General features: G+C 69.8%; 18 protein-coding genes and 2 pseudogenes. 8 read left to right on the top strand and 12 right to left on the bottom strand.

Annotation, left to right across the window (positions count from 1 at the left end; all coding sequences use genetic code 11):
- The first annotated feature begins 68 nt into the window (after positions 1–68).
- The 3 genes and pseudogenes from QFZ67_RS04280 (at position 69) to QFZ67_RS04290 (ending at position 2,370) form a co-directional block, all read left to right on the top strand.
- Positions 69–1,364, top strand: a complete 1,296-nt coding sequence (locus QFZ67_RS04280; RefSeq protein ID WP_307659745.1) for a helix-turn-helix domain-containing protein — start codon at positions 69–71, stop codon at positions 1,362–1,364.
- Positions 1,342–2,129, top strand: a pseudogene (locus tag QFZ67_RS04285) (GntR family transcriptional regulator). The gene QFZ67_RS04280 and the pseudogene QFZ67_RS04285 overlap by 23 nt, the downstream one beginning before the upstream one ends.
- 25 nt (positions 2,130–2,154) lie before the next feature.
- Complete coding sequence (locus QFZ67_RS04290) at positions 2,155–2,370, top strand: dodecin (RefSeq protein WP_307659746.1); 216 nt, start codon at positions 2,155–2,157, stop codon at positions 2,368–2,370.
- A 46-nt stretch (positions 2,371–2,416) separates the two neighbouring features.
- Here the strand turns inward: QFZ67_RS04290 and QFZ67_RS04295 are convergent, their stop codons facing one another.
- Positions 2,417–2,908, bottom strand: a complete 492-nt coding sequence (locus tag QFZ67_RS04295; RefSeq protein WP_307659747.1) for a hypothetical protein — start codon at positions 2,906–2,908, stop codon at positions 2,417–2,419.
- 59 nt (positions 2,909–2,967) lie between these two features.
- Between QFZ67_RS04295 and QFZ67_RS04300 the strand changes: the two genes are divergently transcribed.
- Both QFZ67_RS04300 and QFZ67_RS04305 read left to right on the top strand, forming a co-directional pair.
- Positions 2,968–3,987 carry an LLM class flavin-dependent oxidoreductase gene (locus QFZ67_RS04300; RefSeq protein WP_307659748.1) on the top strand — a complete coding sequence of 340 codons (1,020 nt, stop codon included), beginning with the start codon at positions 2,968–2,970 and terminating at the stop codon, positions 3,985–3,987.
- 16 nt (positions 3,988–4,003) lie between these two features.
- Positions 4,004–4,597, top strand: a pseudogene (locus QFZ67_RS04305) (ABC transporter); the annotation flags it as partial.
- Positions 4,598–4,603: 6 nt separating this feature from the next.
- On the opposite strand, the gene QFZ67_RS04310 reads toward QFZ67_RS04305, so the two are convergent.
- The 5 genes from QFZ67_RS04310 to QFZ67_RS04330 all read right to left on the bottom strand — a co-directional run bounded on the left by QFZ67_RS04310 (position 4,604) and on the right by QFZ67_RS04330 (position 9,600).
- Positions 4,604–5,431 carry a tyrosinase family protein gene (locus QFZ67_RS04310; protein WP_307659749.1) on the bottom strand — a complete coding sequence of 276 codons (828 nt, stop codon included), beginning with the start codon at positions 5,429–5,431 and terminating at the stop codon, positions 4,604–4,606.
- A 15-nt stretch (positions 5,432–5,446) separates the two neighbouring features.
- Positions 5,447–5,854 (bottom strand): tyrosinase cofactor, encoded by a 408-nt coding sequence (locus tag QFZ67_RS04315; protein ID WP_307659750.1) that lies wholly within the window; start codon positions 5,852–5,854, stop codon positions 5,447–5,449.
- A gap of 302 nt (positions 5,855–6,156) precedes the next feature.
- Positions 6,157–6,903: a succinate dehydrogenase/fumarate reductase iron-sulfur subunit gene (locus tag QFZ67_RS04320; RefSeq protein WP_307659751.1), complete on the bottom strand. Its 747-nt coding sequence runs from the start codon at positions 6,901–6,903 to the stop codon at positions 6,157–6,159.
- The gene (locus QFZ67_RS04325) at positions 6,900–8,894 is read right to left on the bottom strand and encodes a fumarate reductase/succinate dehydrogenase flavoprotein subunit (RefSeq protein WP_307659752.1); all 1,995 of its coding nucleotides are present in this window, start codon (positions 8,892–8,894) and stop codon (positions 6,900–6,902) included. The genes QFZ67_RS04320 and QFZ67_RS04325 overlap by 4 nt, the downstream gene beginning before the upstream one ends.
- A gap of 1 nt (position 8,895) precedes the next feature.
- Complete coding sequence (locus tag QFZ67_RS04330; protein ID WP_307659753.1) at positions 8,896–9,600, bottom strand: succinate dehydrogenase; 705 nt, start codon at positions 9,598–9,600, stop codon at positions 8,896–8,898.
- A gap of 84 nt (positions 9,601–9,684) precedes the next feature.
- Here QFZ67_RS04330 and QFZ67_RS04335 point away from each other — a divergent pair, with 84 nt between their 5' ends.
- On the top strand, positions 9,685–10,575 hold the full coding sequence (locus QFZ67_RS04335) for a LysR family transcriptional regulator (RefSeq protein ID WP_307659754.1): 891 nt from the start codon (positions 9,685–9,687) through the stop codon (positions 10,573–10,575).
- 34 nt (positions 10,576–10,609) lie between these two features.
- Here QFZ67_RS04335 and QFZ67_RS04340 read toward each other — a convergent pair whose 3' ends face one another.
- The 4 genes from QFZ67_RS04340 to pip form a co-directional block, all read right to left on the bottom strand.
- The gene (locus QFZ67_RS04340) at positions 10,610–12,775 is read right to left on the bottom strand and encodes a putative bifunctional diguanylate cyclase/phosphodiesterase (protein WP_373429942.1); all 2,166 of its coding nucleotides are present in this window, start codon (positions 12,773–12,775) and stop codon (positions 10,610–10,612) included.
- Positions 12,775–13,587 (bottom strand): SAM-dependent methyltransferase, encoded by an 813-nt coding sequence (locus QFZ67_RS04345; protein WP_307659756.1) that lies wholly within the window; start codon positions 13,585–13,587, stop codon positions 12,775–12,777. Before QFZ67_RS04345 ends, QFZ67_RS04340 begins: the two co-directional genes overlap by 1 nt.
- Before the next feature lie 210 nt (positions 13,588–13,797).
- Positions 13,798–14,796, bottom strand: coding sequence for an SCO0930 family lipoprotein (locus QFZ67_RS04350; protein ID WP_307659757.1), 999 nt, complete (start codon positions 14,794–14,796; stop codon positions 13,798–13,800).
- A gap of 204 nt (positions 14,797–15,000) precedes the next feature.
- The gene (gene pip / locus QFZ67_RS04355) at positions 15,001–15,966 is read right to left on the bottom strand and encodes a prolyl aminopeptidase (protein WP_307659758.1); all 966 of its coding nucleotides are present in this window, start codon (positions 15,964–15,966) and stop codon (positions 15,001–15,003) included.
- A gap of 273 nt (positions 15,967–16,239) precedes the next feature.
- Here pip and QFZ67_RS04360 point away from each other — a divergent pair, with 273 nt between their 5' ends.
- The gene (locus tag QFZ67_RS04360) at positions 16,240–16,770 is read left to right on the top strand and encodes a hypothetical protein (RefSeq protein ID WP_307659759.1); all 531 of its coding nucleotides are present in this window, start codon (positions 16,240–16,242) and stop codon (positions 16,768–16,770) included.
- A 110-nt stretch (positions 16,771–16,880) separates the two neighbouring features.
- Here the strand turns inward: QFZ67_RS04360 and QFZ67_RS39025 are convergent, their stop codons facing one another.
- Both QFZ67_RS39025 and QFZ67_RS04370 read right to left on the bottom strand, forming a co-directional pair.
- Positions 16,881–17,306 (bottom strand): hypothetical protein, encoded by a 426-nt coding sequence (locus QFZ67_RS39025; RefSeq protein ID WP_373430203.1) that lies wholly within the window; start codon positions 17,304–17,306, stop codon positions 16,881–16,883.
- Between the two features lie 29 nt (positions 17,307–17,335).
- Entirely contained in the window at positions 17,336–17,782 is a 447-nt protein-coding gene (locus QFZ67_RS04370) for a hypothetical protein (RefSeq protein ID WP_307659761.1), read from the bottom strand.
- A 500-nt stretch (positions 17,783–18,282) separates the two neighbouring features.
- On the opposite strand from QFZ67_RS04370, the gene QFZ67_RS04375 reads away from it, so the two are divergent.
- Positions 18,283–18,936, top strand: a complete 654-nt coding sequence (locus QFZ67_RS04375; RefSeq protein WP_307659762.1) for a class F sortase — start codon at positions 18,283–18,285, stop codon at positions 18,934–18,936.
- Positions 18,937–18,956 lie beyond the last annotated feature (20 nt).

Genomic DNA, 18,956 nt, shown 5'->3' on the forward strand with positions numbered 1-18,956 from the left:
GTCACCATCTGAATGGCGACGGTATCTTGAACCGCGACAGACGGCAACACGGCGATGAGTGAGGGGTAATGGGCCGGCTCAGCAGAGCGGAGCTGCAGCAGCTCAACCGCGCCAAGGTGCTCGCCGCCGCCAGGGACGAGTTCGCCGGGCGCGGCTTCCGCGACGCCAAGGTGGACGGCATCGCCGAGCGCGCCGGGCTGACTCGCGGTGCGGTCTACTCCAACTTCCCCGGCAAGCGGGCCCTTTACTTCGCGGTTCTGGCCGACCTCGCCGAGCGCGCGCCCGAGCCGGCCGCTCCGGATGCGTCGGCTCCGGATGCGGCGCCCGAGCCGGCCGCTCCGGATGCGTCGGCTCCGGATGCGGCGCCCGAGCCGGCCGCTCCGGATGCGTCGGCTCCGGATGCGGCGCACGAGCCGGCCGCTCCGGAGCCGGACAGCACCGTCTTCGAGGCGCTCGGCGCGTTCGCCCGCGCCTGGGTCGCCCGGCTGCCGCTCGCCGACGCCGACACTGACACCGACGAGAAGCGGGGCTCGGCCCGGCTCGGCATGCACCTGATGCCGGAGATCCTCGCCGACGAATCGATTCGGCGCCCGTTCGGGCAGCTGCTGAAGCTGGACGCGATCCTCCTCGGGCTGGCCCTGGAGCGGCTGCGACCGGCCGACGCGCCGCAGGGCCGCCTGGTGCGCGTTGCGGAGGCCGCCCTCACGACCCTGTACGGCGCGACCCAACTGGCAGACGCCGCCCCCGGGTTCATCGAGCCCTTCAACGTCGTCAGGGCCTGCGAGCAGCTGGCGGGCCTCGATCTCAACGACGCGTGGCCCCCGCCGTACCTCCCCTACATCCCGCACGCGCGGCCGGCCGACGAGCCGTGGGCCCCGCCGCGGGCGGTGGACGCGGTGCGCGGCGAGCCCGCGCGGCTCGCGGACGACGGCGTGGTGGGCATCCTCGGGCTGCACCGCCTGGAAGCCGCCGAGGAGTTGGTACGGGCCGCACCGCCCGGCGCGACAGTCACCGCCGTCCTGGTCACTGCCAACCCCGGCGAGCTGGCACCCCTGGCACGGCTGAGCGTCGTCGGCCTCCGCGACTGCCTGCGTCAGGCCTTCCCGCCGTCGGCATGGCCGCGCCTTCAGGCGGTGTGCGACGAGTCGGGCGCCCTCGCCGCGGCGGCCGGTGTGCCCGCCGTGAGCGACGCGACCGAGGCCGCCGTCCGTATCGAAGCCGGCCGGATCGTCGCCCGCGCGGACGGCCGCGGCGCGTGCCACGCGGCGGCGTCGGCCGGTGCCGCCGCCCAGGCCCGGACGGGGCGGGCCGGTGGCCGGAGGGGCCGAGAGGGGAACATCAATGAACGACAGCCACTCTCCTAAGGCGGTACTCAAACGCGAACGGGTGCGCGCGTATCTGCTCACCCTCGTCGAGGACCGCCGGCCCGGTGACGCCATCCCCTCCGAGCGCACGCTCTGCGCCGAACTGGGCGTCTCCCGGCCCACCTTGCGCGCCGCCGTCGATGAACTCGTCGCCACCGGACAGCTCGTACGCGAACACGGACGCGGCATGTTCGTCGCCCCCGCCAAAATCACTCAGGAGCTGGTCGCGGAGAGCGGCCCGGCTGCGGCCCCGCAGGCTCCGGGTGCCTGGGCGAGCCGGGTTCTCGAGTTCCGTACCGTCACCGCCGGTGCGCGCATCGGGCGCAAGCTGCGGGTCTCCCCGCAGCCGAGCTGGTGTACGTGGCCCGGCTGCGGCTGGTCGACGGTGCGCCCATCGCGCTGGAGTATCTGCACATCCCCGCCGCTCTGGTGCCCGGGCTCACCCCTGAGCAGATGGAGACGGGCTTCTACGCGCATCTGCGCGAGGAGCGCAAGGTCGTGACCGTACGGGCCGTGCAGTCGATCGAGCCGACCGTTCTCAGCGAGGACGAGGCCGAGCTGCTCGGCGTCCGGGTGCTCTCCCCCGCTCTGCTGTTCGACCGCGTCACATCGGACAGCGCGGGCAGGCCGGTGGAGTACGTACGGTCCCTCTACCGCGGCGACCGGTACCGCATCGTCTCGCGGCTGGCGCTCGGCCCGGCAGCGGACGACCGTCCGGCTCCCGACGCCTCGCGGACTGCCTCCTGGTGGGGCACGGTGGAGTGAACGCATCGAGAGGAGCGCGACACACATGTCACATCACACCTACCGGGTCACCGAGATCGTCGGCACCTCCCACGAGGGCGTCGACGACGCCATCCGCAACGGCATCAGCCGTGCGTCCCAGACCCTGCGGGGACTCGACTGGTTCGAGGTGACGCAGGTCCGCGGAAATATCGTCGACGGGCAGATCGAGCACTACCAGGTCGGTCTCAAGGTCGGCTTCCGGCTCGACGACGGCGACTGACCGCCGGACCGTACGACCACCGGGCCCGTACGCCCACCGGGCCGGATCAGGTGCGGCCCTCCCGTTCCTGCGCGTCCTTCATAGCCTCGGACCTGTCGGCCGCCCATCCGGCCCGTACGACCCGGAAACCGGCGCGCTCCGCGTCGTCGCACACCAACTCGTCGTCGTCCACCAGCATCCGGATCTCCCGGTCGCGGCCCAGCCGCCGCAGGATCTCCAGCTTGGTCGTGCGGGCGGGCCGGCGGTCGTCGTTGCGCCGCATGAACACCCTGCCCTCGGGCAGTCCCTGCTCGGCCAGCCAGGTCAGGGTGTCCCTGCGGCACCGCTCCGGCCTGCCCGTGAGGTACATGACCTCGCACTCCTCGGCCGCCCGCAGACACATCTCAATGCCCTTCGCCAGCGGCGGGTCGTCGGGGGCCGCCGCGAAGAAGGCGTCCCAGTCTCGCGGTTTGCGCTCCAGGAAGCGCTGCCGGTGCCCCGAGTCGGCGAGCGTCCCGTCCAGGTCGAATATGGCCAGTGGCCTGCTGTTTCGCGTCACGGCCCCCACCCTAGGCAAGGCCGGGGGAATCCCGCTGCGGTGAGCGCGTTGAACTGGGTGTGAGCTCAGTGATCGCGTCCACCCGGCTGTCCGTACTCGACCGTTCCCGCACCCGCGAGGGATACGACGGGGCCGCCGCCCTGCGCGACACGGTTCGTCTCGCGCAGGAGCTGGAGACGCTCGGCTATCACCGTTTCTGGGTGTCCGAGCACCACAGCGTGCCGGGGGTGGCCGGTTCGGCGCCGACCGTCCTCGCGGCGGCCGTCGCGGCCGCTACTTCGACAATCCGCGTCGGCACGGGCGGCGTGATGCTGCCGAACCATCAACCGCTGGTCGTCGCCGAGCAGTTCGGGGTGCTCGAATCGCTCTTCCCCGGCCGGATCGACATGGGGCTCGGCCGTTCGGTGGGCTTCACGGACGGGATACGCAGGGCGCTGGGCCGGGACAAGAAGGACGCCGAGGACTTCGCCGGGCAGTTGGAGGAGCTGCTGGGCTGGTTCACGGGTGAGCAGACGGCGCATCCGCAGGTGCACGCCCACCCTGCGGAGGGTCTGCGCGTTCCGCCGTTTCTTCTGGCGACCGGTGAGGGCGCGCAGATCGCGGCCGCTGCCGGGCTGCCGCTGGTCATCGGCGACATTCGGGGCCGCGAGCGGATGCTGGCGGCCATCGACCGCTACCGGCTGGACTTCCGGCCGTCCCCCTGGTCCGAGCAGCCGTATGTGGTCGTCTCGGGCACGGTCGTGGTCGCCGCCACGGAGGCGGAGGGCCGCCGACTGCTGATGCCGGAGGCGTGGGCGCTGGCGTACTCCCGTACGCACGGTGTGTTCCCGCCGCTCGCGCCGCCGGAGCGGATCGAGGAGCTGACGATGACGGAGAGGGAGCGCGGGTTCTACGAGTCCGGGCTGCGCGGCCATATCGCCGGGACCCAGGAGCAGGTGGCGGATGCGCTGGAGGCGGTCGTGAAGGACAGCGGCGCCGACGAGGTGCTGGTCACAACCAGTACGTATGACCGTGCGGCGCTGCTGGATTCCTTCCGCCGGCTCGCCGGGATCGCCGGGCTGACCAGCTGCGACGCCTAGAATCGTCCGCTATGCGGGCGAGGGCTTCGTCTCGGTGGAGCTGCTCTTTCTGCCCAGTACGTACGCTCCCTGCCCTGACTGTCACGGCGCGCGCTACAACCCGGCGGCGCTGGAAGTCCGTCACGAAGGGCTGAACATCGCCGAGGTGCTCGGTCTGACGGTGGAGGCTGCCGCGGACTTCTTCACCGGCGTCCCCGCGGCCGAACGCAGCCTGCGCCCCCTGCTCGACGTCGGGCTCGGCTATCTGCGGCTCGGCCAGCCCGCCACCGAGCTGTCGGGCGGCGAGGCACAGCGCATCAAGCTGGCCGCCGAGCTCCAGCGCGTCCGCCGCGATCACACGCTGTACGTCCTCGACGAGCCGACAACGGGGCTGCATCCCGCCGATGTCGAGGTGCTGATGCGGCAGTTGAACGGTCTGGTCGACGCGGGGCACTCGGTGGTGGTCGTCGAGCACGACATGGATGTGGTCGCGGCCGCGGACTGGGTCATCGACCTCGGGCCCGGCGGGGGCGACGAGGGCGGGCGCATCGTCGCGGCGGGCACCCCGGCGGAGGTGGCGCGGGCGGCCGGCAGCCGCACCGCGCCGTATCTGCTGAGGTGCCTCCCCTGACGGGGGCTAGGCCGCCGTGTCGAAGGTGTAGTAGCGGGTGTGGTCCAGCATGTCCGCGGGGGTCACGTTGTTCCACGGGCGCATCGTGTCGTTGAGGTCCACCACATTGGCCGTGCCGGCGGCCGGGAGGTAGGCCGAGCCGGGGTGGCGGGCCTGCCAGTCGGCCCAGAGTTTGTCGATGAAGGCGTGGTGGAGCCAGAACACCGGATCGTTCGGCGAGACGCCGGTGGCCATCTGACCACCGACCCAGACGTGCACCCGGTTGTGCAGATTCGGGCCGCGCCAGCCTTCCAGGTGGTTGCGGAAGCTGTTCGACGCGCTGTTCCACGGCGCGGCGTCATAGGTGGTCATGGCGAGTACGGAGTCGACCTCGGCCCTGGTCGGCAGCTGCCGTCCGCCGACGCCGAGGTCCCGGCGAAGATAACCGCGGCCGTCCACGCGGACGCTGACCGGCCACCTGCCGGCGGCGAAGGCGAACGGTCCGTCCATCACCTGACCGTCCCTGCTGCGTCCGGTGCCGCCGAGGAAGTCGGCCGCCCAGAGCGAGGAGGCGGCGGTGCGGTCCTCGGTCCAGTCCCAGTACGGCAGCGCCACCGACGGGTCGACGGCCTGGAGCGCCTGCTCGAACTGGATGAGGAATCGGCGGTGCCAGGGCAGGAAGGAGGGCGAACGGTGCCCGACGCGGTCCCCGTTGTCGGTGTCGCTCATGATGAAGGCGTTGTGGGTGGTGACGAAGGTGTCGTACTGCCCATTGCGCTTGAGCGCGAGCAGCGCGTCGGCGAAGCGGCGCTTCTCGGTGGCGGTGAGCTGGGCCTGGTTCTTGCGTACGGTCATGGCGGTGCTCCCGGATCAGGCGACGGCGAGGGGGACGAGCTGGGCGCCCTGGAGCTCCTCCACGGCGGCGCGGGCCACCGCGCGGGGCGTGGCGAACGTCTCGTAGTGGTTGACGACGCTGATCCAGGTGCCGTCGGCGTTGCGCATGACGTGCAGTTCCTCGCCGTCTATGCGCACCGCATAGCCGCCCCCGTGTCCCTCGCCTCCGCCGTGTCCCTCGCCTCCCCCGTGTCCGCCGTGGTGTCCGCCGCCGTGCGACGGCGCGCCCTGTATTCGGCGGCCCCGGTAGACCTCGTCGAAGGACGCAGGTTCGGCTGCGGTCGACACCGTCCGCGCGGCAGCGGCGGCGGTGCCTCCTACGGCGAGCGCGGCGGCCGCTCCTGCGGCCGCGCCCATGGCGCGTCGGCGGGTGATTTCAGGCATGGCAAAACCCCCAGGAATTGCAGTGGTTCGGTCGGTCACGGCGTGGTCGGTTGCCGTGACCCCGGCCATGCCTACCGGCTGACCCGAGTCCCGCTGAAATCCCTGAGGACTGGTTGGCTGCTAAGCGGACATGTCGAGATATGCAGTGCAGAATTGAACAAAGTTGATCTTGCTGTCCGCACGCCCAGCCGCCGCCAGAAGCGGAAATCCTGCGGCCAATGCGGCAGCTGTGTGAATATCTTGTTGCGGGAGGCGAGGAGACGTGTTCGGCTTCACACAGGAAAGCTGACCGGATCCCCGCCTCAGCGGCGCACCTTACGGGTGGCCCGCAGCCACTCCTTGTTCATGGCCGAGATCGACGGCAGCGGGATGCCCTTCGGGCAGGCCGTCGCGCATTCGCCGGTCAGCGTGCAGCCGCCGAAGCCCTCCTCGTCCATCGTCGCGACCATGTCGAGCACCCGCGTCTCACGCTCGGGCGCGCCCTGCGGCAGCACATTGAGGTGGTTGACCTTCGCCGAGGTGAAGAGCATCGCCGAGCCGTTGGGGCAGGCCGCGACGCAGGCTCCGCAGCCGATGCACTCGGCGTGCTCGAAGGCGAAGTCGGCGTCCGGCTTGGCCACGGCCGTCGCGTGCGCCTCGGGAGCCGCGCCGGTGGGGGCGGTGATGTAGCCGCCGGCCTGGATGATCCGGTCGAAGGCGCTGCGGTCGACCACCAGGTCCTTCACCACGGGGAAGGCGGAGGCACGCCACGGCTCGATGTCGATGGTGTCGCCGTCCTTGAAGGACCGCATATGGAGCTGGCAGGTGGTGGTGCGCTCCGGGCCGTGGGCGTCACCGTTGATGACCAGACTGCACGCTCCGCAGATGCCCTCGCGGCAGTCGTGGTCGAAGGCGACGGGGTCCTCTCCGCGCAGGATGAGTTCCTCGTTGAGGGTGTCGAGCATCTCGAGGAACGACATGTCCTTCGAGATGCCGTCGACCTCGTACGTGGCCATGGCGCCGGGCGCTTCAGGGTTCCGCTGACGCCAGACGCGCAGGGTGAGCTTCATGCGTAGCTCCGCTGAGTGGGGTGGACGTATTCGAAGACGAGGTCTTCCTTGTGCAGGACGGGCGCCGCGCCGGTGCCGGAGCTGTGCTGTCCCGGGGGGCGACCCCGGGACCCCCGAAATTCCCAGGCCGCGGCGTAGCCGAACTCCTCATCCCTGCGGGCGGCTTCGCCGTCCGCCGTCTGGGACTCCTCACGGAAGTGGCCGCCGCAGGACTCGGCGCGGTGCAGGGCGTCGAGGCACATCAGCTCGGCGAGCTCCAGATAGTCGACGATGCGATTGGCCTTCTCCAGCGACTGGTTGAACTCCTCGCCGGTGCCCGGCACCTTGATGCGGCGCCAGAACTCCTCACGGATCTGCGGGATGCGGTCGAGCGCCTTGCGCAGGCCCTCGTCCGTGCGCGCCATTCCGCAGAACTCCCACATGAGTTCGCCCAGTTCGCGGTGGAAGGAGTCGGGGGTGCGGTCTCCGTCGACCGAGAGCAGCAGATTCAGCCGGTCCTCGGTCTCGGCCAGCACCTCGGCCACCGCCGGATGCGAGGCGTCGACGCTCTCCGGATGCGGATTGCGGGCGAGGTAGTCGTTGATCGTGGACGGCAGGACGAAGTACCCGTCGGCGAGGCCCTGCATCAGCGCGGACGCGCCCAGCCGGTTCGCGCCGTGGTCCGAGAAGTTGGCCTCTCCGATCGCGAAGAGACCCGGGACGGTGGTCTGGAGGTCGTAGTCGACCCACAGCCCGCCCATCGTGTAGTGCACGGCGGGGTAGATCCGCATCGGGACTTCGTACGGGTTCTCGGCGGTGATCCGCTCGTACATGTCGAAGAGGTTGCCGTACTTCTCCTCGACCTTCTTCCGGCCCATCCGCCGGATCGCGTCGGCGAAGTCCAGGTAGACGCCCTGCCCGCCGGGTCCTACACCGCGGCCCTCGTCGCAGACGTTCTTCGCGGCCCGCGATGCGATGTCGCGCGGGACGAGGTTGCCGAAGGAGGGGTAGATCCGTTCCAGGTAGTAGTCGCGCTCGTCCTCGGGGATCTCGTTGGGCGGCCGCTGGTCGCCACCTGCCTTCGGCACCCAGATCCGGCCGTCGTTGCGCAGCGACTCGCTCATCAGGGTCAGCTTGGACTGGTGGTCGCCGGTGCGCGGGATGCAGGTGGGGTGGATCTGGGTGAAGCAGGGGTTGGCGAAGTACGCGCCGCGCCGGTGTGCGCGCCAGATGGCGGTGGCGTTGGAGTTCATGGCGTTCGTCGACAGATAGAAGACGTTGCCGTAACCGCCTGATGCCAGCACCACGGCGTCCGCGAAGTGGCTGGAGATCTCTCCCGTGATCAGATCGCGGGCCACGATGCCGCGCGCCCGCCCGTCGACGACGATCAGATCGAGCATTTCGGTGCGGGCGTGCAGGGTCACCGATCCGGCCGCGATCTGCCTCGACAGCGCCTGGTAGGCCCCGAGCAGGAGCTGCTGTCCGGTCTGGCCGCGGGCGTAGAAGGTACGGGAGACCTGGACGCCGCCGAAGGAGCGGGTGTCGAGCAGGCCGCCGTACTCGCGGGCGAAGGGCACGCCCTGCGCCACGCACTGGTCGATGATCTCCACTGAGATCTGGGCGAGCCGGTGGACGTTCGACTCGCGGGCGCGGAAGTCGCCGCCCTTGACGGTGTCGTAGAAGAGGCGATGGATCGAGTCGCCGTCGTTGCGGTAGTTCTTCGCGGCGTTGATGCCGCCCTGGGCGGCGATGGAGTGTGCGCGGCGCGGCGAGTCCTGGTAGCAGAACTGCTCGACGTGGTAGCCCTGTTCGGCGAGTGTCGCGCCTGCCGCGCCGCCCGCGAGGCCGGTGCCGACGACGATGACGGTGTGCTTGCGGCGGTTGGCCGGGTTGACCAGCCTGGCCTCGAAGCGCCGGCGGTCCCAGCGCTCGGCGATCGGCCCTTCGGGGGCCTTGGTGTCGGCGATCGGTGCGCCGGTCTCGTAGGCCGTGTAGTCGGCGTAGTCGTTCATGTCAGCTCACCACTCCGGTCATGACGGCGACTGGTACGGAGACGAAGCCCGCGGTGAGCACCAGCGCGAGGATGTTGGAGAGCGCCTTGAGCGCGCGGTCGCGGGTGGCGTTGCCGACGCCGAGAGTCTGGGCGGCGCTGAAGAATCCGTGCCGGATGTGCAGACCGACGGCAAGCATCGCGACGATGTAGATGACGTTGCCGTACCAGGTGGAGAAGGTCGCGACGACGTTCTCGTACGGATGGCCGGGCTGGGCGTTCTCGTTGACGGTGAGCGTTGTCAGGTCGAGCAGGTGCCAGACGATGAACAGCGCGACGATGATTCCGCCCCATCGCATGGTGCGGGTGGCATAGCTCGCGCGCCGCCGCTTGTGCGCGTACGGAGTGGGCCGGGCTTTGATATCCCGGCGGCTGAGCTGGTACGCCGAGACGGCGTGCCCCACGACGGCCGCCAGCAGCACCACGCGGACGATCCAGAGCGCCCACTCATAGTGCAGGACGGGCTCTCCCATGGTGCGCAGCCAGTGGCCGTAGGCGTTGAACTCCCCCGGGCCGAAGAAGACCTTGAGGTTGCCCATCACATGCGCGACCAGATAGCCGAGCATGATCAGGCCGCTCACGGCCATGACCGCCTTCTTGCCGACCGTCGATCCCCAGAAGGTGCGCGTGGGTGGCGGTTTTCGATCCGTCCGCGTTGCCAGAGCCATGTGAGGAACGCTAGGGCCGAAGGGCTCCAGAGGTCCAAGACATGATCCGGCTCATGTCCATAGGCATGCCCTATCGTGAATCCCATGCAGTTCCAGCAGCTCCTCTACTTCGTCGCGGTGGCCGAGACCCGGCACTTCACGCATGCCGCCGAGCGTGTCCATGTCTCCCAGCCGTCGCTCTCCCAGCAGGTCCGGGCGCTGGAGAAGGAGCTCGGCGCCGAGCTGTTCAGCCGGGCGCGCGGCAATATCGCGCTCACGGACGCGGGCGAGGCGCTGCTGCCGCTGGCCCGGCGCATCCTCGCCGACGCCGACACCGCCCGGCACGAGGTGCAGGAGCTGGTCCAGCTGCGCCGCGGCCGGGTCAGGCTCGGCGCGACGCCCAGTCTCTGCACAGGCCTGCTCCCGGATGTGCTGCGCGTCTTCCACGATCTGCATCCGGGCATCCAGCTGCTGATCGAGGAGAGCGGTTCGCACGATCTCGTACGGGAGCTGGCGCGCGGCTCCCTCGACCTGGCCCTGATCGTGCTGCCACTGCCGCCCGCATCGCCGGCGCTGACGACCGTGGAGCTGCTGCGGGAGGATCTGGTCGTGGTGTCATCGGCCGCGGCTGCGGCGCCGCGCCGGCCGGTGCGGATCGCCGATCTGCGCGACCAGCCGCTGGTGATGTTCCGGCACGGCTACGACCTGCGGGAGCTGACGGTCGCCGCGTGCCGCGCGGAGGGCTTCGAGCCGAGCTTCACCGTGGAGGGCGGCGAGATGGACGCGGTGCTCGGTTTCGTACGGGCGGGGCTCGGCGTAGCCGTGGTGCCGAGCATGGTGGCCGAGCTGGCGGGCCGCGACCTCCGGGTCACGCGGCTGGCCCGGCCGGGGCTGCGGCGTACGATCGCGCTCGCGCACCGCAGCGATGTGGCCCCGCCGCGCGCCGCGCGTGAGCTGCAGCGGGTGCTGCTGAACTCGCGCGCGGCGGTGCTCTAGCCCCGGGGCTCCGCCCCGGCGCATGCCCGAACCGCTACACCGCGTCCGCCAGGGACAGGGCGTGCAGTTTGTCCGGCGGGCCCGGCCGGGCGTAGTACCAGCCCTGCGCGGTGTCGCAGCCGAGCTCCCGCAGCTGTTCCGCCTGGGCACCCGTCTCCACCCCCTCGACCGTGACGGCGAGCTGAAGGCTGTGCGCCAGCGAGACGATCCCTTCGACGATCTTCAGGTCGACGGGGTCGGCCGGGTGGCGCTGCATTCCCTGGGTGAAGGACCGGTCCAGCTTGAGCACGCTGACCGGCAGCCGGCGCAGATTGGCGAGGTTGGAGTAGCCCGTGCCGAAGTCGTCCAGCGCTATGTCCACGCCCATCTCTGCGAGTTGCCGCAGCGGCTTGAGCAGATCCTCGTCGGCGCCGATCAGCGCGGACTCGGTGACCTCCAGGCAGAGCGCGCCCGGTTCGAGGCCGGAGCGTTCCAGGACGGCGACCGTGTCGGCGACCAGACCCGGGTGGTGCAGCTGAGTGGGCGAGAGGTTCACATTGATCCGCAGCGGGCCGCCGTCGGAGTGGCGCTCCTGCCAGTACCTGGCCTGGCGTACGGCCTCCTGGAGCACCCATCGGCCCAGCGGCACGATCAGCCCGGTGTGCTCGGCGAGCGGTATGAACTGGTCCGGCCCGAGCACGCCGTGCTGCGGATGGCACCAGCGCACCAGTGCCTCCGCGCCGTGCACGCTCCCGTCGCCCAGGTGCACCAGCGGCTGGTACTCGATGAAGAACTCACCGCGCTCCAGCGCGGCGGGCAGCGCGGTGGTCAGACCGTGCCGGGTGATGGCGCGGGCGTCCGCCTCCGGGTCGGCGATCTCGAAGCGGTTGCCTCCCGCGGACTTGGCCCGGTACATGGTGATGTCGGCGCTGCGCAGCACCTCGGCTGCGGTGCGCTCGCCGGCCGGACCCTCGACGATGCCGATGCTCCCGCGGACGGTGAACTCCCGGCCGTCCACGCAGATGGGCGAGGCGAGTACCGCGAGGATACGGGTGGCCAGTTCGTCGACCTCGCGCTGGGTGTCGGGGCCGGTCGTCAGCGCCACGAACTCGTCGCCGCCGAGGCGGGCGACCATCTCGCCCGGCGCGGTGGCGCAGCTCTGCAGCCGGTCCGCGACCTCCACCAGGAGCCGGTCCCCCGCCGCATGGCCGAGGCTGTCGTTGATCGCCTTGAACCCGTCGAGGTCGAGGTAGCACAGGCCGAAGCGGGCGCCGTCGCCGGCGGAGAGCGCCTTCTCCAGCCGTTCGAAGAACAGCGTGCGGTTGGGCAGTCCGGTCAGCGCGTCGTGCGTGGCCTCGTAGCGCAGCCGCAGATTGAGCAGCCGGCGCTCGGTGGTGTCCTCCATCAGCGCCAGCTGGTACTCCGGCTGACCCTCGGCGTCCCGCAGCAGAGAGACCGTCAGATTGGTCCAGAGCACGGTGCCGTCGTTGCGGTAGAACGGCTTCTCCACCCGGAAGTGTTCGCGCTCGCCGCGCACCAGCTCCCCGTACAACTCCCAGACGTGCGGCCGGTCTTCGGGATGCGCCCAGTCGGTCACTTTCCTGCCGCGCACATGGTGCTCAAGGCCGCCGAACATCCTCGTCAGGGTGTCGTTGACCTCGAGCACATTGCCGTCGAGGTCGGCGATCCCGATGCCGATCGCGGCCCCCTCGAACACTGCGCTGAAGCGTGCCTCCGTGGCGTGCAGCGCCTGCATCGCGTCGCTGCGGGCCAGCAGCGAGGAGCGGGCGATGGCCTCCTGCTCGGCCAGCGTGCGCTCGCGCAGTCCCTGGGCGAAGCCGGCGGCCAGCGCGTGCTGCAGCTTCGCGCAGCGGGCCCGGCTCTCCTCGGCCGACTGCTCGGGATCACCGCTGCCGCAGTACAGCACCAGGTACGCGTCGATGACGCCGAGCGTGCGGCTGAGCGCCTCGGGGTCCGTGCAGTGTGCCTCGACGAGGGCTGCTCCGACCCGCTGCGCGACCTGTGGGTCGAAGGGGCGCGCATGCAGGGAGAGGCACAACTCCCGGGCCAGCGGCAGCAGATGCTCTTCGACCTCGGGCCGGGTCAGCGATGTGGCCGTCACCGGGAAGATGGCCCGGCTCCAGATCGTGGCGAATCTGCGGAGTCTGTCCTCCAGGCCGTCCGGGTCCGCCGCGGAACCCGCCGCCTGCGACGGCGCCATCACGCCTTGCGCCCCACCCCGGCGAAGCCAGCGAAGGCATACGGGTCTTCCTGCTCGGCGGGGGTGTCGGGCCGCCAGAGCGGCATGGATACCAGCCCGGGCTCGACCATCTCGTACCCCTCGAAGAACCGCGCGATCTCCTCGCGCGAGCGCATGACCAGTGGGTTACGTATGTTCTGGTAGACGTCGACGGCGCCGCCCGCCTGCTCCTTGGGCACCGGGATTCCTTCGTACGAGGCGTGGGTGACGATGACGAGGCTCCCGGGCGCGAGCGCGTCCCGGATCTCCGCGACGGCGCTCTGCGGGTCGTCCTCGTCCTCGAGGAAGTGCAGTACTGCGACGAGGAGCAGCGCCACAGGCCGCTCCAGGTCGAGCAGTCCGGTCGTCTCCGGGCTGTCGAGTATCTGCTGCGGCTTGCGCAGGTCGGCGGAGACGACGGCGGCCTGCTCGTTGCCGTCCAGCACGGCCCGGCTGTGTGAGACGGCGACCGGGTCGTGGTCGACGTACACGACCCGGGATTCGGCGCTGGCCTTCTGTGCCACTTCATGGACATTGCCGAAGGTCGGAATGCCGGAGCCGATGTCGAGGAACTGGGTGACGCCCTCGCTCACCGCGTAATTCACGGCCCGGCGCATGAACGCGCGGTTCGCCTGCATGATCTTGGGGAGGCCCGGCATGAACTCCATGGCCCTGCGGGCGGCTTCCCGGTCGACTTCGAAATTGTGCGAGCCGCCCAGGTAGTAGTCATAAATGCGGGACACGCTCGGCACCGATATGTCGATGCCCTGCGGGGCCCAGGCGGGACGCTCCATCGATGTCTCCAACAAGTCGCCACGGGGGAGTTCGGCCATGTCCATGGCCAGTGTTCGAGCCGAGGCTACTGATCGCCCGCCAAGAGAGCGAGCCCAAACGGAAATTAGCGGTCCGTTCTTGGTCACACGCCGACGTTACACAGCAACCGGCCCGTCTTCACGCGGGGGGCGTGAGACGGGCCGGTCCGGGCCGGACGCGCGGCGTGGGGACTACTTGGGCGCTCCGACCAGCTTGCCCTGGGGAGATACCGCGTACCAGGTGCCGCCAACGCCCTGACCGTTGGTGTCACCGGGCTTGGCGTCGCCCGAGAAGGTGTAGATCGGCCAGCAGTCGATGGTCTGCTGCTTGATTCCGTCGGGACGGCTGAAGGTGACGAAGCCCTTCTTGAGGATTCCCTCGGTGTCGTTCTTGTCTACAGGGTCGACAACCGGCCACTTCTTGAGGCAATCGCCGGTGCAGGCCGTCTTCATGGGCCAGGCGGAATCCTTCTCGAACCGGTAGACCGTCATTCCGTTCTTGTCGACGACGATCTCGCCGAGCTTGGGGTCCTTGCGGACCGAGAGCCCGGCCAGGTCGGCGGCGCCGCCGCCCGCTTCCTCACCGGCGCCCGCGCCGTCGCCGTAGTCTCCGGAGCCCGCCCCGGCACCCGCGCCACCGCCGGCCTTCTTGCCGTCGGGGGCGGCGGCGTACCAAGTGCCGCCCACGCCTTGGCCCTTGGCGTCGCCGGGCTTGGCGTCCTTGGCGTAGCGGTACATCGGCCAGCCGCCGATGGTGAGCTGCTTGGAGCCGTCGGCCCTGGTGACCTCGCCGATCAGTGAGGCGTCAGTGCCGGGAGCGGCGGAGGCGCCGCCGGCGGCCACGACGGGCCATGCCTTCGCGCACTCGCCTTCGCAATTGGACTTCGGCGGGCTGGCCGTGTCCTTGTCGAAGCGGTAGAGCGTGAAGCCGGCGCTGTCGGTTACGACCTTGCCGAGTTCCTTGCTGTCCCAGACGGCAAGTTGGCCGGCCGGCTTCGCGGCCGCCTGGTTCGCGGCGCCGGCGCCGTAGTCCGAGCCGTAGCCGCCGGCGCCGGGCTGCGCCGCCGGATTGGCCGCGCCTACCGCCTGACCATTGGGGTTCTCCGTGCCTTTGTCCTGACCGCACGCCGTCGTCAGCGCGAGTACGGCCGCCGCAGTCACCGCGAGCGAGGCGTTCCGCCAGGTGTTCATGTCCACTCCCGTAGTCCATCGGTCTTGCCTCGGCGCCAAAGTGCGCCGTTCATGGCCCTAGGTACGGACAGCGGGGCGCGATGTGTTCAACGCGTTTGAAAAAATCTTCATCAGTCGCAGTCGCGAATCGTCGAAACCCCTCTTCCACCAGGGGAATTCACCCCAAGACGGAATGGCTTGATCTCAACCGCACCACTGACTCCGTCAGTCACTCAGGGAACTGAACCGGTCGAGTGCGCCGCGTACCTGTGCCCGCATCGAAGCGCTGCCTTTGTGCCCCGAGTCGTCGACCACGACGAGTTCGGCGTCGGTCCAGGCGCGGGTCAGTTCCCAGGGGGTGTCGAGCGGGCTGCTCAGATCCAGCCGGCCGTGGAAGAGGACTCCGGGAATTCCCTTGAGCCGATCCGCGTCGCGCAGCAGGGCGCCCTCTTCCAGCCAGGCGCCGTGCGCGAAGTAATGGGAGGCGATCCGTACGAGCGCCAGTCGCGCGGCCGAGGGGCGGCCGCTGTAGGGGCTCGGCCCGCCCTGGGGTTCCAGGGACAGTACGGCGTCCTCCCAGCGGCACCATTCGGCGGCGGCCCGCTCCCGTACGCCGGCGTCGGGGTCCGCCATCAGGCGCGCATAGGCGGCGACGAGATCGTTCTCGCGGTCGGCCTCGGGAACGCCGGACCTGAAGCGCTCGTGCTCCTCGGGGAAGAACCGTCCGACGCCGCCGTAGAGCCAGTCGATCTCCGACCGCCGGGTCGTGGTGACCCCATTGACGACGATCTGCGACACCCGCCGTGGATGCCGCTCGGCATACGCGAGAAGCAGCGTCGAACCCCAGGATCCGCCGAAAAGCAGCCAGCGCTCGATGCCGAGGTGCTCCCGCAGCCGTTCCATGTCGGCGAGGAGATGGCCGGTGGTGTTGTGGGTCAGGTCGGCCGCCGGATCTGCGGCGTGCGGCGTACTGCGGCCGCAGCCGCGCTGGTCGAAGAGGACGACGCGGTAGCGGTCCGGGTCGAAGTAGCTGCGTACGCCCGTGGAGCACCCGGAGCCCGGACCGCCGTGGACGACGAGGGCAGGCTTACCTTCAGGGTTGCCGCAGACCTCCCAGTGGACGAGATGGCCGTCGCCGACATCGAGCATCCCCTGTTCGTGCGGCTCGATCGGCGGATACAGCTCGGACATGCCTGCGCTCCTTGTCTGCCCGGACGGCTTGCGTCCCCAGTACACCCCGGTCGTACGCTCGCGGGCACGCGGCCGCTCCCTCAGCCGGCAGCGGAAATGACGCCGTGACACGCCCGGGCGGTGGGCCGCACGGGGGACATCGATACCCCATTCGCGCGACAGCGATCGCGGTGGGTAACCGCCCCTCTTAGCGTTTCGGTCATCGAGGTGCATTCTCTGCATTTTGTGGAAATCCGTTCCGCAGCTGCTCCTCGGAGACCCGGAGGAATGTCCATGCGTGCGATACGTGTCGCATCCGCCGCTCTGCTGGGAGTGGCCTCATTCACGCTGACCGCCCCCACCGCGGCGGCAGCCGACAACCAGGTGACGTCGCCCGTTTTCAGCGTCAGCCCCTCGACCGTCGCGCCGGGCGGGCGCGTCACTCTGTCCGCCAGTGGATGCAACACGACGGCCACCGCCACTTCCGGCGTCTTCGACACCGTCACCATCCGACCGGGCTCCTCCACCACTGCCGTTGTCGACTCGGACGCCAGAGTCGGCGCGCAGTACTCGGTCCAGTTCAACTGCCCCGGGCAGGGGACCGGATCGTTCAACCTCACGATCTCGGGCGGAAGGTCCGCTCCGACCATCGGCAGCACCGCCACCGCCACCGCCACCGCGCCCGGGCCCGCCAGGGGCGGGATCGGCGGCAGCATCGGAGGGCTCAACGCCGGGCAGCTCGCGGCCGGCACCGCACTGGTCGTGGCCGCGGCCACCGCCACCATCTTCGTCGTCCGCAGGCGGAGGGAGGGCCGCCAGCACTGAGGGCACTGAGGGCTGTGCCCGTAACCCCCGCGATACGCCCGTCGCCCCGAGTCCTGGCCCAGGACTCGGGGCGACGGGCGTATCGACGTCTGACGAGGATGTTCAGTCGATCAGACGTCTGTGCTGACCATACGGCGGCGACGGGCGACGAAGAGACTGCCGCCGACGGCCGCGGTGAGCACAAGCCCGCCGCCGATCGCCATCTCGGTGGAGCTGGGGCCGACGGAGCCGCCGAGACCGCCGAGCGCGCCCCGGCCTGCGAGCACGGTGAACTGATCGGTCGCCACCCTCGAGTTGTCATTGCACCTGATCGCCAGGTTGTACTGACCCGGCGCCGCGTCGTTGTGGATCCGCGCGATGGCGGTCGAAATACCGTTGGGGTTCACGGAGAGATTGGTCTGCGGGAAGGCGTTGGACGTGACCGTGCCACCGCGCTTGCAGCCCTGGACCGAGATCGTCAGGGTGCCGCCCTGGTGTACGGATCGCGGGTTGACGTTGATGCTGATGGCACCGTTGCCCCCCTGACCGCCGCCCAGACCGTTGACTCCCTGGTGGCCGTTGCCGCCTAGGCCGTTGTCTCCTCGACCGTTGTTTCCCTGGCCGTTGCCGCCCTGGCCGTTGTCTCCCCGACCGTTGTTCCCCTGGCCGTTGCCGCCCTGGCCGTTGTCTCCCCGACCGTTGTTCCCCTGGCCGTTGCCGCCCTGGCCGTTACCGCCCTGGCCGTTGTCTCCCCGACCGTTGTTCCCCTGGCCGTTGCCGTTGCCCCCTTGACCGTTGTCTCCCCGACCGTTGTCTCCCTGGCCGTTGCCGTTGCCCCCTTGACCGTTGTCTCCCCGGCCGTTGTTCCCCTGACCGTTGCCGTTGCCTCCTTGACCGTTGTCCCCCCGACCGTTATCTCCCCGACCGTTATCTCCCTGGCCGTTCCCACCTCGACCGTTATCTCCCCTGCCGTTGTCTCCCTGGCCGTTCCCGCCTCGACCGTTGTCTCCCCGACCGTTATTTCCCTGACCATTGCCGCCCTGACCGTAATCTCCCTGACCGATCCCGCCCAGGCCGTTGTCTCCCGGGCCGATCCCCCCTGGAACTTGACCTTGACCGATTCCCCCTGGATCGACGTCGCCGCCCGCGGCGGCCAGCGGGGCAGTGAGCGCGACGGCCGCGACGGCGGCCGCGGCCACTGCGAGAGAGCGTGTTGAACGCATCGTAGAACCTCCTGTGGAAGACGCCCCAAAGCGGGCGCTCCGGGAAAATCGACGAGTACGCCTTCCATGACGAACACTCACTGGGGCGAACAAACCCCGCATTTCGACACTGGTCCACCCCAGTGAGGCGACACGCCGACGACGCGCCGGGGGACCTGACTGAGCCGCAGGTCACAGACCGTCAGAAATTTTTTAATGACTGATTGCTCGGATGGGGCATCGCCCAGGCCCACCACCCGTTCGCCTCTCCCTCCTCGCCGCGTGGACAGAGCGCGCTTAGCGTGCTTACAGAGGCCACGAAGGGAGAACCATGGGCCTGCACTACGGCGGCTCGGAGAAGAAGAGGCGCTCACCTTGGGGCGTACTGGCCCTCGCCCTGCTCAGCGGAATCGCCCTTATAAGGAATGGCTCGGATGTCTCCCTCGGACCGCCCCAGCCCGCGGCGGCCGCCTCGCTGACGGGCCGTGCCCAGGGCGAGACGTTCATCCCCGTCGACCTCGAGCCGCTCGCGTACGCGGCCGCGGAACGCGTGCGGATTCCGGCTATCAATGTGGACGCTCCGGTCGTGAATGTAGGCCTGGACCAGGAAGGCTGGATCGCCGCGCCGCCCGCGCACGACCCCAATTTGGCGGGCTGGTACCAGAACGGCATCGCCCCCGGCCAGCGCGGCACGGCGGTCGTCGTAGGCCATGTCGACAACCTTTCCGGGCCTGCCGTCTTCTACGGCCTCGGCTCCATCCAGAAGGGCCAGCACGTCGAGGTGAGCCGCTTCGACGGCAAGACCGTGGTCTTCGAGGTGTACGGCGTCGAGGTGTTCTCCAAGGAGGACTTCCCCGGCTCCCAGGTGTACGGCGACACAGGGCAGGCGGAACTGCGGGTGATCACCTGCGGCGGCGGCTACTCCAAGGCGAACGGCTACGACGGGAACGTCGTCGTGTTCGCACGGATGGTCAGGATCCGCTGATCCCGGCCCTTGCGTGCAAG

Source organism: Streptomyces sp. V1I1 (assembly GCF_030817355.1).
GTDB lineage: Bacteria > Actinomycetota > Actinomycetes > Streptomycetales > Streptomycetaceae > Streptomyces.